This window comes from Gracilimonas halophila, assembly GCF_042684365.1.
GTDB classification, from domain to species: domain Bacteria; phylum Bacteroidota; class Rhodothermia; order Balneolales; family Balneolaceae; genus Gracilimonas; species Gracilimonas halophila.
The window spans coordinates 259669-278505 of sequence record NZ_JBHULI010000002.1; the positions used below are offsets into that span (position 1 = coordinate 259669).

An 18837-nucleotide genomic window follows, 5' to 3' on the forward strand; every position below is an offset into this window, starting at 1 on the left:
ATTTAAATTCTACGAAAAGAAACCAATAACATGGAAGGTCTGAGAATGAAATGACATGTTGGATATAAATACTGCCGTTATTCCTCCCATTTATTTTCGCCCGGAGCAAGAACAGCTTATTTATGAAATAAAAAAGGACCGGACCTCAAGAGATCCAATCCTTAATAATTGTAGTCAAGAAATTGTGAACTTATTCAGGCCAATAGATTTCAGGCAATCCATTGCTTACTAATAAGCCACTATAATTTTTCACCGATTGATTTTTTATAGTATTAAGTTCCTTTTTCAGGTCGGACCATTCTTTTAAGTAATCTCTGGTAACATCTCTTGAGCCAGCTGTAACAGGAATATTTTTACCCATTTGGGTTAAGAAATCCTTAAATCTAAGTAGTAGTCTTGCTTCAAATTGGTAATTGTGTTGTCCTGTACGCATCTCTTTTTGTAAGATTTCTGCAATCCAATCTTCAATAGTTTGGTTTAAAGCAGCGCCTTTATCTTTTACTTCTTTGTTGTCTGAAACATCTAAAGCAAAATTAATTTGGCGTTGCACTTGACGCAGGTCGCGAACACCTTTAGACATTTCGGTTGCAGCTGCGAATAAAGAAGCAGAAAGCTTATCTCGTTCAGCGAATGAGGCGGCAGCGTTTGGAATGCTGCTAAGAATATTGGGATGAATTTTAAGTTCAAAATCTTGTGTTTGACTGAAATCACCGATACTCAATTTCACCTTATACTTACCGGGTGCGGCATCATATGCGCTCAAGTTACGGCTGGTAGTTGTAACCTCTTTAATACAATCGAACATACCAACTCGCATATTCCAATTGTAAACATGAGCACCTGAACTTCTTTCTAATTGTGGTCTTTTCATAGAATCACATTGTGTTGGGGCCTCATTAGTAGCTTCGGAATGAACAATATTTCCTTTACTATCTATTATTTCCATTGACATCGGAACATCTTTACCAACTTCTTTATTAAGCACATATGTAATTTGTAAGTCTGAGGGAGCATTCTCTCCAGGAGCTACATCTACGCTATATGAAATGGAGATTCCAGTGTTAAAGTCACGGGGCTTATATAGATAATAATCTGCATTTGCTACCTTGTCAGAAATCTGGTGTAATGGAGTTAGATCATCTAAAATCCATAATGCACGTCCCTGGGTAGATACCACTAAATCTTTTCGCTTAACTCTAAGATCGGTAATGGGTACTTCCGGAAGGTTATTCTGAAGAGGTTGCCAGTTTCTCCCATCGTTAAAAGAAACAAAAACCCCGGTTTCAGTACCCGCATAAAGTAATCCTTTTCTGTCAGGATCTTCTCTTACTGAGCGAGCAAATGTATTATTAGGAATACCAGTTACTATCTTTTCCCATGATGATCCGTAGTCATTGGTTTTATAAATATATGGAGTAAAATCATTCATTTTATAACCAGCAACAGCGATATAAGCAGTAGCGGGATCATGGGGGGATGGCTCAACTACATTAATAATGGCTTCCGGTAAACCCTTTGGGGTGACATTTGTCCATGTTTCCCCTGCATTTTCAGAAACATGTACTAAACCGTCATCAGAGCCCACCCAAATAACACCTTCTTTAATCGGAGATTCTTCGATGTTGAAAAGGTTATTATAACTTTCGGCAGTAATTTGCTCATTAGAAATTGGGCCTCCGCCTTTACCTTGATGGTCTTTATTATTTCTAGTGAGATCTTTACTTATTACATCCCAGTTTACTCCTCTATCAGTTGATTTCATTACATACTGAGAACCATAATAGATCACAGAGGGGTTGTGAGGAGAAACAAGCACCGGTCCATTCCAATTGGCTCTATATTTTAAATTCTTAGGTTGCTCGCCACTAACTCTTTCAGGGTAGGGTCTAACCATTCTAACATTATCAATTTCGCTATCCCACTCAATGAAGTTACTGGCAAAATAGGTAGAATAAATAAATCGAGGGTTGTCAGCGTCAAATCCAACAGTTGAGGATTCACCGGCACGGATAATATTCCAATGCATCTCACCAATTCCACCATCAGATGTTCTACTATCAATTACGATAGAGCTATTATCTTGCTGTCCGGAATAAACACGGTATGGATATTGATTATCAGTTATAGCACGATAAAACTGTCCGGTAGGCTGATTCCTGATTGATGACCATGTATCTCCACCGTTGTAAGTGACGGCACCACCACCATCATTGGCATTGATCATATTCTCGCTATTTTCCGGGTTGATCCACATATCGTGATGATCAACATGAGTAAACCTATTCCCGGAAAATGTTTTGCCACCATCGATAGACTTCATTGCGTAGCTATTTAAAACCCATAGTTCATCCTCATCTGAGGGATCTGCAACAATATGCATATAGTACCAGGCGCGAGCATAAGTTGTTGGGTCATTTGATGTCTGCACAAAGCTTTCACCACCATCATCTGAGCGATATACCCCTCCTTCTTTGCCCAATGCTTCAATAGCCATATAAACTATCTTTGGGTTTGCAGGTGATATAGAAACTCCCATTTTCCCTTTCAGTTCAGGGAGCCCTTTAGTTATTTCTTTCCAGGTTTTACCGGCATCAGTTGTTTTCCAAACTTTACTGCCCGGCCCACCGCTTTGAACATACCATGGCTTTCGATTAAAATCCCAGGAAGTAGCCATCATAATGTCAGGATTAGATGGATCTACACTTAGATCAGCAATACCTGAATTTTCATTCACATATAGAACCTTCTCCCAGTTTTCGCCGCCATCTTTGGTTAAGTAAATACCTCGTTCCTCATTTGGTCCCCAAGGGTTACCTTGCGCAGCTACGTATACTACATCGGGATCTTTTGGGTGGATAAAAACCCGGCTAATATGTCGAGTAGCTTCTAGCCCAATATGTCTCCATGTTTCTCCGGCATCGGTTGATTTATAAACACCATCACCATGAGATGTTTTAACCCCACGAACGGGACCCTCACCTGTTCCAACGTATATGATATTGTTGTCTGAAGGAGCTACCGTAACGTCACCTATTCCTGTCGTATTAAAATAACCATCAGAGATAACATGCCAGGTAGTACCACCGTCTGTTGTTTTCCAAACACCGCCTCCGGTTGTACCCATATAATAAGTATAGATATCTCCTTGGATACCTGTAACCGTAGTTGACCGGCCTCCACGAAAAGGACCAATATTACGATATGTTAACGTTTCATAGAGTGTTTCATCAACGGGATAATTGGATATTTTTTCCTGTGCATTTGAGGGAAAATATATTCCCAAACAAAAAATTAGTGCTAAAAGAGAAAGCTTTTTCATTGGTAAGAAGTTGAAGTTCAAGGTTTAGGCGGTTCAAAGAGAAGATCTGCCGTTTTGAACGTACTGATTATTTTTAGTACAAAAAAAACGGTATAAACTTTTTACATAATTGTAAACTAATTCGTTAAGCTTCAAGAGGTTGAAAACAATTATGAGTATTCAAAATTAGATAAGTCTTTCTATAAATCCTGTAACGTAAATCTCAGTTGAATGTAGTTTCTTCTACTTCTGTTTACCTTAATACTATGGAAAAAATGACACTGCATATAAAGAACATGGTTTGTGATCGCTGTGAGATGGTTATAGAGACCGCTTTAACGGCCCTTGGATTGGAAGTAACCCATGTACAATTAGGAAAGGCGGAAGTCACCCGTAAAGGTGATAAACCTACCATGCATGAAATAGAGAAAGAGCTGGAGCGGTTTAATTTTGGGGTCATAAAGGATCAGGAACTGATCGTGGTGGAAAAAGTAAAGACCACTCTCATTCAATGGGTGGATTCCGGTGAGCTGGAATCCGATGAAACTTCTCTTTCTGATCATCTGGCAAAAAATCTAAACAAAAGTTACGCTACGATCTCCCGGGTTTTTTCAAGGAAGGAAGAGATAACTATTGAAAAATATTTCATTCGCCTGAAGATAGAGAAGGCCAAGGAATTGGTAGAATATGGAAATTTGAGCTTCAGTGAGGTTGCATATCAACTTGGGTATAAAAATTTGCAGCACCTCTCCCGCCAGTTCAAGGAAATAACGGGAATGAGTATGAGCGAATACCAAAAGCTTCAAGATCCCGAGCGAAAATCCCTGGATAAAATTTAGAAACATTCATGATAGAGTCGCTATTCACAGAACCCTGGTGGATGTATGCAGCTGTATTCGTTGCAGGGATGGGTGCTTATATTGTATCTGTGATTTCCGGAGGTGGTGGTTCACTGCTTTTGATTCCGGCCATAAATTTTATGTTTGGGCCGAAGGTTGTAGCCCCCATCATTAATCTTGGAGATCTAATTGGGCGCCCTTCACGACTCATTATTTTCTGGGATGATATCAGGTGGGATGTTTTAAAATGGTACGCTCCTGCTGCTATAACAGGCGTGTTACTTGCCGGGTGGTTATTTACCAGGGTGGATGCGAGCTGGTTTCAGGTTATTATTGGTGTCTTTTTGGTGAGTACGGTTTTTCAATATCAGTTTGGAAAAAAAGAGCGAACGTTTCAAATGAAGAAGTGGTACTGGCTTCCTCTTGGCGTTGGGGTGGCTTCTATTTCTACTATTGTGGGTGGACTTGGGCCTGTACTAAATCCGTTCTATCTGAATGCCGGAATTCTGAAAGAAGAAATGATAGCCACCAAAACAGCCAATTCTTTTTTTATGGGAGTTGTTCAGATCGGAACTTATTCTTTTTTAGGTGCGCTATACGGAGATCTATGGATCTTGGGAATTGTGTTAGGACTTGGAGCTACGGCGGGAAACCTGGTCGGCAAAAAATTACTCAGTTCTATGACCGACAAAACGTTCCGAAAATATGTGCTTGCCGTTATGGTGCTTAGTGGTCTGTATATGATTATATCCAAGATGGGAATTTTATAGAAATGAATAACACGGAAGCAACAAAACACCAAAAACTATGCTAAAGCTCAAAATCCCTCCCGCTTTTGTATTTTTGATCTGCATTGGTTTGATGTGGGCTTTAGACAACCAAATCACCGATTGGTTTGTAATAGATCTAGACCAATGGGTACTAAGGATAATATTGGCTTTTGGTGTTCTTTTTGGATTAGGAGGGGTAATTCAGTTTAGGAACAATTCAACAACTGTTGATCCACACCATCCAGAGAAAGCCCGTATGCTGGTAACATCCGGAGTATATAAATTCAGCAGAAACCCAATGTATCTTGCCATGTTTCTAATACTTTTGGGTGGAATGATAAAATTTGGAGAACCGGCGGGTATAATAGTTCTAATCTTTTATGTTTGGTACATAAATAAATTTCAGATCAAGCCAGAAGAAGAAATAATGGAGCAGAAGTTTGAGGAAGAGTTTTTAGAATATAAAAAAGCAGTTCGCCGGTGGATTTAATGCGCAACCTGTTAACAGACCTCACAACAGCTTTCCGGTTTACTGTTGGCTAAAGTATTCGATTTTTCTGTTTCAAAAAAAGAGCGGAATGTGAATGGATCATTCGAAAACTTTCTCTGAACTCTTATTGCATTGGCAATCGCAATAAGGGCAACACCTACATCAGCAAAAATAGCTTCCCACATGGTTGCCAGGCCAACGGTGGCAAGAGCCATCACCAAGACCTTGATCCCTAAGGCAAAGCCAATATTCTGCCAAACTACTTTATGGGTAAATTTTGCAATATGAATAGCCTGTGGAATTTTTGAAGGCTGATCAGTTTGAATAACCACATCCGCGGTTTCGATGGCAGCATCCGAACCGATACCTCCCATCGCAATTCCAACGTCTGCCAAAGTGATCACCGGAGCATCATTCAACCCGTCACCTACAAATCCAACTACATGATCTGAATCCAAAGCATCTTTAACTTTTTCATATTTTCCGTCAGGTAGTAATCCGCCAAAAGCTTGATCTATGCCCAGTTTCTTGGCTATAGCATCCGTGGTTTCCTGATTATCACCTGAGAGCATGATCAATTTTCTTACCCCTAAATTCCTAAGTTCCTCCAAGGCTTGTTTAGCATCCGCTTTTATTCTATCGGAAATTAAAATGGTTCCGATATGAATTCCATCCTTTGCCACATATACGCATGCAGAAGGTTTTTCATTACCGATTTCAGAAACGGAAACTTCGTTCTCCTCCAATAGTTTTCGATTGCCGACCAGAATTTCCCCTTGCCCGATAGTTCCTTTTAGCCCTCGTCCCGGGATTTCCTGAATATTTCTGGCTTCCGGTATTTCCTGTCCCTTGGTATTTTGTAGAATGGCTTTTGCAACAGGGTGTGAAGAGTGTTGTTCTAATGAAGCGGCCAGTTTTAATATATTTGAAGTTTCATGACCGTTAGCAGGATGAATTTTTTGTACTTCAAAAACACCTTCAGTCATGGTACCGGTTTTATCGAGGAACAAGGTTTTCATTTTTCGAAGTTGATCAAGATAATCGGAGCCTTTCAGGAGAATTCCATTTTGTGAAGCCGCCCCGATCCCTCCGAAGTATCCCAATGGAATTGAAATCACTAAGCCACACGGACATGAAACCACGAGGAAGATTAGTGCACGATAAAACCAATCTTCAAATATATACTGTTCCACAAACAGCCATGGAAAGAAGGTAAGTGCTACTGCCAGCCAGACCACGATGGGTGTGTACACCTTGGCGAAACGAGTCATAAACCTTTGGGTAGGAGCTTTGCGCTGTGAAGCTTCCTGTACCATATTCAAAATATCAGAAAGGCGGGAGTCTTCATATCCCTTAGTCACTTTTATCCGCACCGGGACAAGCTCGTTGACAGAGCCGGCCCAGACTTCTTCTCCGGCAATCCGAGTCATAGGCTTCGACTCTCCGGTTAAAGCCGCAGTATTAAAAGAAGCACGATCTGTAAGCAGTTCTCCATCCAGCGGAACTTTAGACCCGGATTTTACCTGAATGATCTCTCCGGTTTCTACTTCAGAAGGATGGACTTCTTCTGTCTCCCCGTTTCGTTCAACCCGGGCAACATCTGGTTGCTGGTTTATGAGTGATTCAATGGAATGGCGGGCTTTTCGTACAGCACTTCCCTGGGCATATTCTCCGATCATATAGAACAACATTACAGCAACACCTTCGGCATATTCTCCAAGAATAAAAGCACCAACGGTTGCAATGCCCATTAGCAGGAATTCACTGAAAATGGTTCCTTTTTGGAAAGATTTGAACGCTTTTATCCATACCGGCCCTCCTACAAATAGGTAAGAGATTAGGTAAAAAAGCAAGAATACATACTCATTTCCCTGAAAAGTGATCCAATGCTGAACGGCCAAAGCCGCAATTAAAAAAACGGCGGACCAAAAGACCTCGTAATACTTTTTAACGAATTCCATGTAGATGGAGTAGGTTTTAATTTGCAAACCTAAAGTATTAAGAGGGATAAAGAGAGTCTTACACTATTGCGTAATTCTTGTGCAGGATTGTGTTAGACCTCATCAATGGAAATGCGTCGGTTTTCCTTGATCTCGCTGAAATGGGAAGGAGACAATCCTGTTTCTTTTTTGAACTGCCTGGAAAAGTGTTGCTGACTGCTATAACCAAGATCATAGGCAATCTCGCTGAGGCTTCGCTCGCCGTAAACGATTAATTCTTTGGCGCGTTCAATTTTTTGGAGGATGTAGTAGCGTTCAATGGATTTCCCTTCCACCCCGGAAAATAAACGGCTCAGTTGCTGATAATCTTTATGTAGCTTTTTAGAGAGATAATCAGAAAGCGGATTCTCAAGTTTTTCACCTGTTCGGGCTAGCTGAATGACAAGCTGTTTAATTTGCTCAACCAAGCGGCTATTTTGGTCATTAATGACATCAAAACCATGCTGGCGAATAAGTTCGGTAAATTCTTTTTGCTGTTTTAGCCCAATCGGCTTTTTGAGAGTGACTTCACCTAAATCAATTTCTTTAACAGGAAATCCGGCCTGGTCCAGTTTTTCCCGGAGTACTTCACTACAGTGGCTGCATACCATGTTTTTTATATGGAAATGTTGATGTTTCATACCTCGAAAAGTAGCAAAGGAAGGAGACCATTCCCAATAACAATCAGAATATAGGTCCGGAATTAATAAAATTAAGGTGCACTGACCAAAACAATATTTTCAGCGACAAATCCTTTGTCATTCTCGGTGATATCGAACTCAAAGATAAGTTCCCGGCTAGGTAGGTAGGAGGTATCAAAATCATCTTCGAATTGTGAGATGTGTGCAAAAACGGTTTTGTAAGGAGATTCTTGATCCCTTGAATCAGTGATCCATAAGCAGTCTTCCTTTCGGGTGAGGAACCGGAGAAATCCATAGCCTTCATCCTGAGTGAAGTCATAACATACACCGCGAACTCGAGACCCATTTTTTCCCCATTCATAGGGAGAGTCGATCGGTAAAAGTCCGGGAATCAGATATCCGGATACAGAAGAGTCCACACTTCTTTTTAGAGAGGAGGAGACATTATCAAAACCAACCAGTTCAACTCGGCATCCTTTATTTTGGAGAGCATTTACCACACTCACGTAGCTTCCACTGCTGCTCAGTAATACTACTTTGTCCAGATGGTCTCCCTGCACCAGCAGGTCAACGGCCATATCCATATCAATGGTAGACTTTGTGATCTTTTCACCTGTTTCGTAATTGGTATAGGTTTGAACGGGTTTTTCCGTCACTTTATATTCAAAATCACGAAGTACCTCACAAAATCGCTGTGTCTTTTTACGGTACTCATGATCTTCCTTTAGTCGATCTGCATCATAACATAAATAGACGTTAAGGCGAGAGGCTATCCCTCCACCTCTGCAGGCAAACATTCGTAAAATATCATATCTGAGTCCATAGCCGCCATTCATGGTTACGTTAACAGCGTCTACAAAAATTCCTACTCGTTCATTAGTCTTCATAATAATATCCAGTGCTGGTCTTTATTTAATAATATGCTGTGGGGTAAATAACCCACTATCTGATTTAACTCCAAGTACGCCAATAAATTAAGCGAAAAAAAAAGATTAGAATCAACCCTTATTAGAAAGGGGCTATTTAAAGCGTAGAACAGTTCGATAGGTGACCAGTCCGGTTACTGTCAATCCAGAAAATAATAATAAGAAGGAGGTTAAAAGGTCCGGGAAACCAAACCCAATGAGGGTTGGCTTTAGGTAGTAAGAGGCTGTTGCGACTAACATTACAGCAAGCCCGGGTACTAACTTATAAGGGACAAGGAATGCATTTCTCGAGTAGTAATATATGAGTGCAGCCATCACTGTATAACTTGACAAGGTAGCAATAGCTGAACCCATCATTCCAAGAAACGGGATCATGATGAAGTTGGCTACAATGGTTATGCCGGCGCCTATCAAGGTGATCTGAGGAAGGCGTTTGGTGGTTTCACTGATAAAAATTCCTGCTGAGAAATTCACATACCATCCCTGAAACCAATACGCCAGCAATAAAACGGGAACAATGCCAAGTCCACTCCAGAACTTCTCATCAACTAAATAGAAATCAAGAAAGGGGACTTTGATCGAAACGATCTGCTCTGCAAAAAGGGCCACGGAAAGAAAGATGGCGGCCGCTGCAAAATTGAACAGCGAGAAAGTTTGTGAAAAAGTTCTTGGTGCAGACTCCTCATCCGATTGCCGCATAAAAAATGGCTGCCAGGCCATGCGAAACATTTGCACCAATAGCAGCATAAATACAGCCAACTTGTAACAGGCACTGTAAATTCCTACGATATCATCAGCTGAATAATCAGAACCATAGAGAGCTTCAACAGTTTCAGGTTCCATGGATTTAAGAAAAAACCTATCTATCAACTCGTTGATGACATGTCCTAGTCCGGCTGGCACAAAAGGCAGCCCAAAGATGAGGGCTTTAGTGAGCAGTGCCCGATTCCATTCTCCCATAAACATTGGGATGGTGACGATCCAGGTTGCAAGTGCGGTAAGTAATGAAGCGGCCAGATTGCTGATAAATACGGCCTCGATGCCATAATCAAGCCAAAGAATGAGATAGAAATTGAGTCCCAAATTAATAAGAACGTTTCCGGTTTTAATAACAGCAAAAGAGATCGATTTCCGGACCAGCCTCAGCTCAGCAAAAGGAACAATAGCCAAGGTGTCGAAAAATAGAATTCCGAGCATCATCCACAATATGGGATCTCCAGTCTCAAGACCGATCATAGGGGAGATCAAGGGTTGTCCCAACCAAACTGCAATAACAAAGAGCGCAGAGCTTCCCAATAAGAAAAGCTGGAGTGTTTTAAACAGGCTTTTTGCTTCGTCCCGGTCTTTTCCATAACGGATATAAGCGGACTCCATGCCCATGGTAAAAAGCACGTTAAACAAGGCAATGGCAGCAAAGATCAAACTTATGATCCCATACTGATCCTCATCAAAAACACCGGTATGTAGCGGAACCAGGAGGTACCCTATGAATCGGGCAAGCACACTGCTAATGCCGTAGATAAGGGTGTCCGAAAAAAGTTCTTTGAGCTTGGTCAATGTTAATTAGGTGTGTTTAAAGAAGCAGTGGTCAGTGATCAGCTGAGAGCTTTTCGATAGCTTGAATTGCCAAAACATAACTGTATTTTCCCAAGCCGGTGATGATGCCATTCATCACGCTTCCTGTGATCGACTTTTCCCTGAATGCTTCTCTGCCATGAATGTTAGAGATGTGGACTTCAACTTTCGGAATCTCCAAAGGTTCCAGGGCATCGCGAAGGGCTACGGAAGTATGGGAATATCCGCCGGGATTGATCACAAGAGCTTCGGTGCCATCGGATAAGGCAGCTTGGATTTTATTGATCAACTCTCCTTCAACATTGCTTTGATAAAATTCGAGGGTTTGACCGGGAAACTCAGTTTTTAAATAATCTTCCAGCTCAGCAAGGCTTCCGGTTCCATACACGCCGGGGTTTCTTTTACCCAGTAAATTTAGGTTAGGTCCGTTAATGATCAGTATGTTCATAATTCAACTTTTTGTCGGATCTGTTGAGCAAGTTTCCTCATCCCGTCTTCAGTAACTTCTACTTTTTTCCCAAGGCTGAATGCTTGTGTTTCTTTATAGATCGGAATGAGGTGAATATGTGCATGTGGCACTTCCATGCCTTCAACAATAACGCCGGTGCGAATAGGTTTTAACGATCTATCTATAGCCCGGGCAACTTTCTGGGAAAACTTGGTAAGCTCGCCTATTTCATTTGGTTTTAGATCAAAAAAGTAATCGACTTCTCTTTTGGGAATACACAAGGTATGTCCCTTCGCCGCAGGATTGATATCTAGAAAGGCGTAATGCTTTTCATCTTCGGCGATCTTATAGCTAGGGATCTCACCACTTATGATCTTGGTAAAAATGCTCGACATAATTCTGATTGAAAGATGTTAATTTGAGTGAAGATACCATCCAAAAAAGAGAAATCCTTATGAACTCTGCAAGGCTCATGATTCTGAGCATCTTTATTCTATTTGGGTTGATGATGATACCTGCAAGAGCGCAATCTACAGCAGACCAGATAGGCCCGGTTACTGCTGAGGAGATTATAGACCATGACCGGATCTTTCGTATTTATGTGGATAGATATGATCCGGAGGAAGAAGCCATCGAATATTTAAGCTCTCAGGAAGACTCGCTTTCGCTCTATATTTTCTTTGGAAATTGGTGCCGGGAATCAAAAAAATACATTCCCGGACTTATGAAAACACTGAAAATGGTTGATAGTGATTTAATTGAGGCGACTTATATTGGGGTAGATGATCAAAAAAATTATCCGGAATCATTTTTAAATAAGTTTGATATCGAATATATTCCCACCGTTGTGGTTTTAAAAGACGGTTTTGAAATAGGACGTATTGAAGAAAAGCCACAAGGATCAATTGAGTTCGACTTGATTCAAATAGTGAAAAGGCATCAGGGAAAAAGTGACTAAAAAAGTGATTTTTCCCTTGTACTATAATTGATAAATGCCTTATCTTTGGAATCTATTTGAGAATCGGTAGCTCAGTTGGTAGAGCAACGGCCTTTTAAGCCGTGGGTCGAGGGTTCGAGCCCCTCCCGATTCACACTTTTTTAAGAAATTTTTAGAATCTCTCTTGACCAGCCCCAGACGATTGACCTCGGATGGGGTTTTTTTATGGGAATTATATTTGACTAATCTATAGTAACTATCGGCCGAAGTTTTTCTAAAGTCTTTGGCCCGATCCCTCGAATATTAGTGATCTCTTCCACGCTTTTGAACCCCCCATTTTCGGTTCGGTACTCTATGATCCGTTGTGCATAAGAAGGTCCGATGCCAGGTAAAAGCTGAAGAGTGGCTTCATCCGCTGTATTGATGTTGATCGGATACATTACATTAGTTGGGCTCCCGGAATCTACCGCTTCTACGCGAAGTACTTTTGTTCCGATCTTATCAGAGTTCTTCCATAAGCCAAGTTCTTGTTGTCTGGCTTTTGCTTCATATTCTTTAAAAGCGTCTATAGAATCCCGGTTTTGACGGTAGTAAACAGAAGTAGTACCATACCCGTTTTCGAGTAAAAGTTTATTTAGGCTTATGGGCCCATTTTCGGTTTCCATCTCAACATAGGCTTGAAATGCATTGTATCGGGCATCAGGAACTCCGCCATGATATCCCTTGATTCGAACTTTTCGACCCTCCAGTACATTCTGAAGATATTCTGCTGCTGCACCTGAATAGTAACGGGCGGAATCACCACCGGCGTAAATTGAGGGGACATCTACTCCAAGAAAGCGAACACTGTATCCAAAACCCGGTGCAATATCAATTTCGAATCGACTGCCATCAGATATAGAAAATATATCATACCATTTATTTACGTCTACCTCAGGTGCTGGTGGGAAAGTCTCTTCTTTTGCCCGGCTCATTACACCCATAAAATCCTGATAGAATTGATTCGAAATTTCATCAGAATAAAAAATAAGAGTGTTCTCATCATTATTCATTTCTGCATTCATTGAAAAGTTGTAAGAACCTGCAACGGTAACAGCAATATCATCCGGATCGGGATGTTCTATATCAAGCAAAATTATTTTATGATGAAGGGTTCGCAGTTCATTGGCCTGAAGAATCATACGATTTCCCAATCGGGCTTCCGGGCTTCCCCAAATCTCACCGGCACTTTCGTATCGACTGTAGAAGCGACGATCTATCGCCCCCCGAAGCAATATTTGTCCGTCAGCTGTTTGTGTCCACATTTGCTCACTGATGGGAATACTCGGAGTGATAGCAAATGCCTGGAAATTGATATCGTGTTGAGCTTCTTGCTCAATTAACCTGACAAGGCGGTCACTAACGCTTGGTTTTATTCGGTCCCGGTCTATGGGGGCAAAATAGACCTCAACTTTTGTTCCTCCCACATCAAAAACGTTTTGGCTGACATTCACTTTATCTTTGTGGAATCCGGCATTTTCGGGATTGGGTGTTTCATTATTACTTCCCCACATCTGCTCAAATTCCTCAGTATAAACTTTAGCAATTTCAGTGTCTTTAATAATGATGGTATGGTTGGTATTGTAATTACTGGTGTAGGTCATGTTGGTAGATCCGGTCCATACATAATCATCATCCGGAGATGGACTTAAATAGTCAATGATGGCAAATTTATTATGCATTTGTGAGCCCGAATTGACGAGATCATTATCTGATATGGACCCATCCGGGTTATAGATATCACCGTCATCATCCATGGAAATAATGCCGCCTTCAGCCAGGACCTGCCAAATAGCCTCATCGTATTCACCGCCATCGGTTCGGTTGTGATCGTCGGTAACAACTCTTACTCTTGCACCTCGTTCTTTAGCGCGTACAAGTGCGTAGGCAATTCTTTTCTCTTCGAAATCATATAAACAAGCATCTACGCTTACTTTTGCGGAATCGATGATCCCTTCAAGGGTGGCGATCAGATCTACTTCACTATTACTCTCATTGCCGGGAGTAGCTACAGAATGATCAGCCGGCATATTAAAGTAGACTTCAATCCATTCTTCAGTTTGGGCAAAAACAGAAAAACTGCCAAGCCAAAAGATGAGTAAAAAGAAAAAATGTGAAACGGATCTTACTTTCATATCAGAAGAACAGCGGATTGTACTTAATAATCAAATTAATGTATTTTAAAACAATAACAGAAATCTACAGGCTTATTTATGAACCTCCAATTTTTTAATCCACTTCGGTGGAAAAAGTCTTTTCTGATCACTTTACTTGCCGCGTTTATCGTAGTGTGGTTTGCATTTATAGATTCATACAGCCTGAAGACTCGTTGGGACCTTCACACCCAGAAACAAGAGCTTAAGGAGCGTGCTGAGTATCTGAATGTCGAATCTGAAGAACTCAAAACTAAGATCAAGCAATTAGATGAAGATCCTGCTCTTCTCGAAAAAATCGCCCGCGAAGAATATGGTATGAGAAAACCAGGCGAAACCGTGTACAAAGTAAAGCGTGAGGAGTAGCACTTCTGTTTGGTTCGAGCAGGTAGGCCCATTATCTTCCCCAAAAGTAAAAATAGCTTCTAAGCCAAACTAAATGAAAGTCATTGGTGTAGATCTTGGCGGAACCAACATAAAAGCTGCCGTCGTAGATAAAGATAAAGGAATCATTGAGCGGGTAACCACTCCAACCCAAGCAAATCTGGGAAAGGAACATCTTCTTGACAGGATCTCCGAAACTATCTCAAGTTTGGTAGAGACCCATGACATCATTGGCATCGGAATGGGACTGCCCGGAATGGTTTCCAAAGATCAAACAACAGTAAATAATCCGCCTAATTTACCTGGTTGGATCTCTGTGAATGCTGCAGATGAGATTCGCAAAAGAACGGGAATAGATTGCAAGATTGAAAATGATGCGAATATAGCAGCGTTAGGTTCTATGCATTTTGGGGTTGGGCAGAAGTTCGACAGCTTTATTATGATCACTCTTGGCACCGGCGTTGGTGGTGGTATTATTTACGAGAAAAAACTATTTAAAGGAACGGAAGGTATGGCCGGAGAACTTGGTCATGTGATCATAGACTATCACGGACCGCTTAGCAATAGCGTAACTCGTGGTACCGTTGAGGCCTATTTAGGTCAACGCTTTTTAAGTCGTTTTGCAGCTGACCTTATATCCCAAAACCCTTCTAACCCATTATACAGTAAGTTTGCCAACGATTTTGATAAACTGGAGCCTGTTGATCTTACTAATGCGGCCAAAGAAGGAAACGAGTTAGCCATAGAGATCTTAGCCAAAAGCGGGCAAAGGCTTGGGTATGCTCTTATAAACTATGTCCATATGATGGATATACGGAAGTTTGTGTTAAGTGGGGGAGTTTCTAAAGCCGGAGATTTTTTATTTGAACCGGCAAAACAAATAGTACGAAAACATATGATGGAGCCGTTCAAAAAAGGGTTTGAGATAGTGTATGAAGACCTTGGTAACGACAGCGCACTGCTGGGAGCTGCCGGTTTGGCTTTTGATTCTTTTTCTAACTAACAACGATTATGCTTTCCGTTATCCAAAATACAGGCAGATATGTTACAGGTATTTGCCTCGTTTTTCTGGTGACGGCTCCCCTTTTTGGACAGCAGAGAGATTCCACAGATATAAACCAGGATTTAACAGTACCGGAAGGTATAATCGGTGCTGACACTACCCAAACCGGAGAACCCCAAACGACTCGCAGTAGTGCAAGGAGCGGTTCGATTCCCGAAAACGCAGTGCAGTTCCAATCGGCAGATTCTCTTGTCATAGATTTCAGGGAAGGGAAAAAAGCTATTCTATATGGAAATTCTGAGGTAAAGCACACATCAGGAGCATTACGTTCAGGGGTAATTAACATGGATATCGACAAAACTACGGTGGAGGCCCGCACAACAACGCCTGAAGATACCCTTTCCAGACCCGTGCTGATCAGGGAAACAGATGAGATCAAAAGTACGCGAATATTATTCAACTATAAGACTGAAAAAGGAAAATTTGAAGCTGCTCAGGTACAAGTATCTGAAGGACACCTGATCGGTTCAAAAATAAAAAATATAAACGACAGCGAAGTTTTCATAGAAGATGGTATTTATTCAACCTGTCCGCCAGAATACATGTACTATTATTTGAAAGCAAAGAAGATGAAAGTAGTAGATGAGGACGAGTTGTTTTTCAGCAATGCCCAGCTTTACATCCTGGATATTCCTTACCCCATTATTTTTCCATTTGGATATGTGCCTACCGATATTGAGAGAAAAAGATCGGGACTTTTAACACCTACTTATGCCTTTCAGGATCAGAATGGACGAGGACTTGGTCTGCAAAATGTAGGTTGGTTTCAGTATTTTAATGATTACTTGACAGGGCAGGTTGATGGCGATATTTATACTTCAGGATCATTCTATTTAAATGGATTGGTTCAATACCGGAAAAGAGATTTTTATAATGGTTCAGTTAGAATAGGATATTCGAAAGACCGTGGGATGGAACCTACAGATCCGGGATACTCAGAAACCATTCAGAAATCAATATCAGTATCGCATAATCAAACTATTTCACCATTTGCTTCATTGACGGCCAATGTGAATCTAAGAACAGCGGATTACAATACACGAAACTCTTACAGTATTGATGAGCGTGCGCAAACTAATTCCAACTCAAAGCTGGCGTACAATTATAAACACCCGGAAAGCATGTTCACTTTCAGTACCAATGCACAGCTTGTTCAAAATTTTACTAATTACTCTACACGTGTCAGTGGACCTTCAGCAAATTTCAGGTTAAGAACATTCTCTCCATTTCAAGGCCGTTCTTCAGGCACTTCTGACCCAAGATGGTATGAATCTATCAGTATAAGCTATAACAATACATTAAGGTCCAGTTTTGATTTTGATCCCATTGATGCAGACAGCTCTGAAATATCCTTCTTCGAAGCACTTACTGATCGAGATAAATATGAGGAGGCAACCGGAAATGACGATTACATACAGGCCGGGTTTCAACAAGTTGCCGGGTTGCAAGTGGGGCAGCTGATTCCCAGTCAGTTTTTAAATATTTCTGCGGGTATTAATGCAACGGAAACCTGGTATCCCTCAACCACACTGAAAACATTTAATGCAGATTCTAATCGGGTTGAAGAGGAAAAAGTATATGGATTTAAATCGGCAAGAGAATTCAGCACGAACCTTAGTATGGGAACTACATTCTATGGAATCTCAAATATTAAGGTCGGTAATATGGAAGGTATTCGGCATACCGTACGCCCTCAGATAGGCTTCAGCTACAGTCCGGATTTCAGTTCTGAATTTTGGGGGTATTACAAAACGGTACAATCTGATGAAGAGGGCAATACGCAGGAATATTCAATTTTTGAAGACGAGGTTTTTGAAGGGCCGGGCAGGGGTGAGCAACGGTCCTTAAATTTCTCATTAAGAAATGTATTTGAAACAAAGCTGGTAAAACGGGACAGCACCGGGGAGGTTACCGAAAAGAATATTAGGTTCATCGATAATCTTTCACTTAGCTCTTCCTATAATTTTGCAGCTGACAGCCTGAATTTGAGTAATTTGAACACAAGTATTAGTTCAAGCGCGGTTTCCGGATTGAATTTGAGAGCATCAGCCAATTTTTCCTTTTATCAGTTCGATTCAACAGGAAGAGAAATAGATCGGTTTTTCATTGAAGATGGAAAGAAGTTAGCACAGCTTAGGTCCTTCTCACTTAACGCAAGCACATCCTTCAGGGGTGGAAATAATGGAGTTCGGGTATATACACCGGAGTATCGTCGCAGGTACGACCCACTGGATCAGTCGAGGTTTCATCCAATAGATTCAAGATTCGGATATGAGCCTATTCCTCCAATTAATTCACCCTGGAGCGTCTCCCTAAATTTTAGCTATAGTTGGAGTTTTCGCTTCGGAGAAGATCCCTCTAAAAGGGCAACACTCAGGGCTTCAAATATCTCCTTCAACCTGACCCCAAAATGGAGATTTTCTACGGATGTAGGGTATGACTTTATTGGAAAAGAGTTTACTCCATCACAGTTTTCATTAAACCGAAATTTAGAATGCTGGGATCTTTCATTTCAGATCAATCCATTTGGAGAATTCCAATATTACTTCTTCCGTTTAAGTGTAAACAGTGCCCAAATACAGAGTTTATTCCAGAAGTTACCTGTACTTAAGAATCTTGAGAGAAGCTCAAGTCCATCCGGAGCGAGAAACCGGAGAGGTGGATATGGTGGGTTTTAAAATGCTATTCTTATAGAGAATCACGACCAATCTTAGAAAGGTATTTAACTACATATTTCCCTATCACATCAAACTCCAAATTTAAAGGATCACCCTCTTTTTTATCTTTAAGGTTTGTATGAGCCCATGTGTATGGGATGATGGCCACGGTAAATTGATTTCCGGATTCTCTTGCCACGGTGAGGCTAATACCTTCCACCGTAACACTTCCTCTGCCTACGATCATGTTAGTGAATTCATCAGGATACTCTATGGTGAGCAACCATCCGGTTTTTTCTTGTACTATTTTTTGGATAGTACCCGTAGTGTCAACATGGCCCTGTACAAGATGTCCTTCAATTCCTGTTTGCAGCGTAAGAGAGCGTTCAAGATTTACAGGGCTTCCATTTTCAAGTTCTCCGATCGAGGTTTTTCGGAGGGTCTCTTCTACACTTTGAACCGTAAACGTATCTTCATCAAATGCGGTAACAGTATGGCAGGCTCCGTTTATTGAGATGCTCTCATCTTCATGGCAAGTGTCAGCAAATGAACAAAAGATCTTCATTTCTTGCCCTCCTCCATTCAGTGACCTGATCTCGGCTACCTTTCCTATCTCCTGTACAATTCCTGTAAACATA

Annotated in this window: 16 protein-coding genes and 1 tRNA gene; 8 read left to right on the plus strand and 9 right to left on the minus strand. The window is 41.2% G+C overall.

Annotated features, from left to right (window positions below; all coding sequences use genetic code 11):
- Nucleotides 1-190: 190 nt before the first annotated feature.
- Nucleotides 191-3283 carry a WD40/YVTN/BNR-like repeat-containing protein gene (locus ACFSVN_RS02300; protein ID WP_390298006.1) on the minus strand — a complete coding sequence of 1031 codons (3093 nt, stop codon included), beginning with the start codon at nucleotides 3281-3283 and terminating at the stop codon, nucleotides 191-193.
- Nucleotides 3284-3564: 281 nt separating this feature from the next.
- On the opposite strand from ACFSVN_RS02300, the gene ACFSVN_RS02305 reads away from it, so the two are divergent.
- From ACFSVN_RS02305 to ACFSVN_RS02315, 3 genes are read left to right on the plus strand one after another with little or no spacing between them, the layout of a single operon-like run.
- Nucleotides 3565-4137, plus strand: coding sequence for an AraC family transcriptional regulator (locus tag ACFSVN_RS02305; RefSeq protein ID WP_390298009.1), 573 nt, complete (start codon nucleotides 3565-3567; stop codon nucleotides 4135-4137).
- An 8-nt stretch (nucleotides 4138-4145) separates the two neighbouring features.
- On the plus strand, nucleotides 4146-4907 hold the full coding sequence (locus ACFSVN_RS02310) for a sulfite exporter TauE/SafE family protein (RefSeq protein ID WP_390298012.1): 762 nt from the start codon (nucleotides 4146-4148) through the stop codon (nucleotides 4905-4907).
- Between the two features lie 37 nt (nucleotides 4908-4944).
- The gene (locus ACFSVN_RS02315) at nucleotides 4945-5397 is read left to right on the plus strand and encodes a methyltransferase family protein (RefSeq protein WP_390298014.1); all 453 of its coding nucleotides are present in this window, start codon (nucleotides 4945-4947) and stop codon (nucleotides 5395-5397) included.
- An 11-nt stretch (nucleotides 5398-5408) separates the two neighbouring features.
- Here ACFSVN_RS02315 and ACFSVN_RS02320 read toward each other — a convergent pair whose 3' ends face one another.
- From ACFSVN_RS02320 to ACFSVN_RS02345, 6 genes are all read right to left on the minus strand, one after another.
- Nucleotides 5409-7358 carry a heavy metal translocating P-type ATPase gene (locus ACFSVN_RS02320; protein ID WP_390298017.1) on the minus strand — a complete coding sequence of 650 codons (1950 nt, stop codon included), beginning with the start codon at nucleotides 7356-7358 and terminating at the stop codon, nucleotides 5409-5411.
- A 92-nt stretch (nucleotides 7359-7450) separates the two neighbouring features.
- The gene (locus tag ACFSVN_RS02325) at nucleotides 7451-8017 is read right to left on the minus strand and encodes a helix-turn-helix domain-containing protein (RefSeq protein WP_390298020.1); all 567 of its coding nucleotides are present in this window, start codon (nucleotides 8015-8017) and stop codon (nucleotides 7451-7453) included.
- A gap of 71 nt (nucleotides 8018-8088) precedes the next feature.
- On the minus strand, nucleotides 8089-8904 hold the full coding sequence (locus ACFSVN_RS02330; protein WP_390298023.1) for an NYN domain-containing protein: 816 nt from the start codon (nucleotides 8902-8904) through the stop codon (nucleotides 8089-8091).
- A 132-nt stretch (nucleotides 8905-9036) separates the two neighbouring features.
- Nucleotides 9037-10500 carry a lipopolysaccharide biosynthesis protein gene (locus ACFSVN_RS02335; RefSeq protein WP_390298026.1) on the minus strand — a complete coding sequence of 488 codons (1464 nt, stop codon included), beginning with the start codon at nucleotides 10498-10500 and terminating at the stop codon, nucleotides 9037-9039.
- Between the two features lie 31 nt (nucleotides 10501-10531).
- The gene (locus ACFSVN_RS02340; RefSeq protein ID WP_390298029.1) at nucleotides 10532-10966 is read right to left on the minus strand and encodes a type II 3-dehydroquinate dehydratase; all 435 of its coding nucleotides are present in this window, start codon (nucleotides 10964-10966) and stop codon (nucleotides 10532-10534) included.
- A complete protein-coding gene (locus ACFSVN_RS02345) occupies nucleotides 10963-11361 on the minus strand; it encodes an HIT family protein (RefSeq protein ID WP_390298032.1) in 399 nt (132 codons plus the stop codon). Before ACFSVN_RS02345 ends, ACFSVN_RS02340 begins: the two co-directional genes overlap by 4 nt.
- Before the next feature lie 77 nt (nucleotides 11362-11438).
- On the opposite strand from ACFSVN_RS02345, the gene ACFSVN_RS02350 reads away from it, so the two are divergent.
- A complete protein-coding gene (locus ACFSVN_RS02350; RefSeq protein ID WP_390298034.1) occupies nucleotides 11439-11924 on the plus strand; it encodes a thioredoxin family protein in 486 nt (161 codons plus the stop codon).
- A gap of 60 nt (nucleotides 11925-11984) precedes the next feature.
- A tRNA-Lys gene (locus tag ACFSVN_RS02355) sits at nucleotides 11985-12057 on the plus strand.
- Nucleotides 12058-12145: 88 nt separating this feature from the next.
- Here ACFSVN_RS02355 and ACFSVN_RS02360 read toward each other — a convergent pair.
- Nucleotides 12146-14077, minus strand: a complete 1932-nt coding sequence (locus ACFSVN_RS02360; RefSeq protein ID WP_390298037.1) for a phospholipase D-like domain-containing protein — start codon at nucleotides 14075-14077, stop codon at nucleotides 12146-12148.
- 78 nt (nucleotides 14078-14155) lie between these two features.
- Here ACFSVN_RS02360 and ACFSVN_RS02365 point away from each other — a divergent pair, with 78 nt between their 5' ends.
- From ACFSVN_RS02365 to ACFSVN_RS02375, 3 genes are all read left to right on the plus strand, one after another.
- Nucleotides 14156-14461 (plus strand): FtsB family cell division protein, encoded by a 306-nt coding sequence (locus ACFSVN_RS02365; protein WP_390298040.1) that lies wholly within the window; start codon nucleotides 14156-14158, stop codon nucleotides 14459-14461.
- Between the two features lie 73 nt (nucleotides 14462-14534).
- The gene (locus ACFSVN_RS02370) at nucleotides 14535-15482 is read left to right on the plus strand and encodes an ROK family protein (RefSeq protein WP_390298043.1); all 948 of its coding nucleotides are present in this window, start codon (nucleotides 14535-14537) and stop codon (nucleotides 15480-15482) included.
- 8 nt (nucleotides 15483-15490) lie between these two features.
- Nucleotides 15491-18220: a putative LPS assembly protein LptD gene (locus ACFSVN_RS02375; protein ID WP_390298046.1), complete on the plus strand. Its 2730-nt coding sequence runs from the start codon at nucleotides 15491-15493 to the stop codon at nucleotides 18218-18220.
- A 10-nt stretch (nucleotides 18221-18230) separates the two neighbouring features.
- On the opposite strand, the gene ACFSVN_RS02380 is transcribed toward ACFSVN_RS02375, so the two are convergent.
- Nucleotides 18231-18836 carry a riboflavin synthase gene (locus ACFSVN_RS02380; protein ID WP_390298049.1) on the minus strand — a complete coding sequence of 202 codons (606 nt, stop codon included), beginning with the start codon at nucleotides 18834-18836 and terminating at the stop codon, nucleotides 18231-18233.
- Nucleotide 18837: the final 1 nt, after the last annotated feature.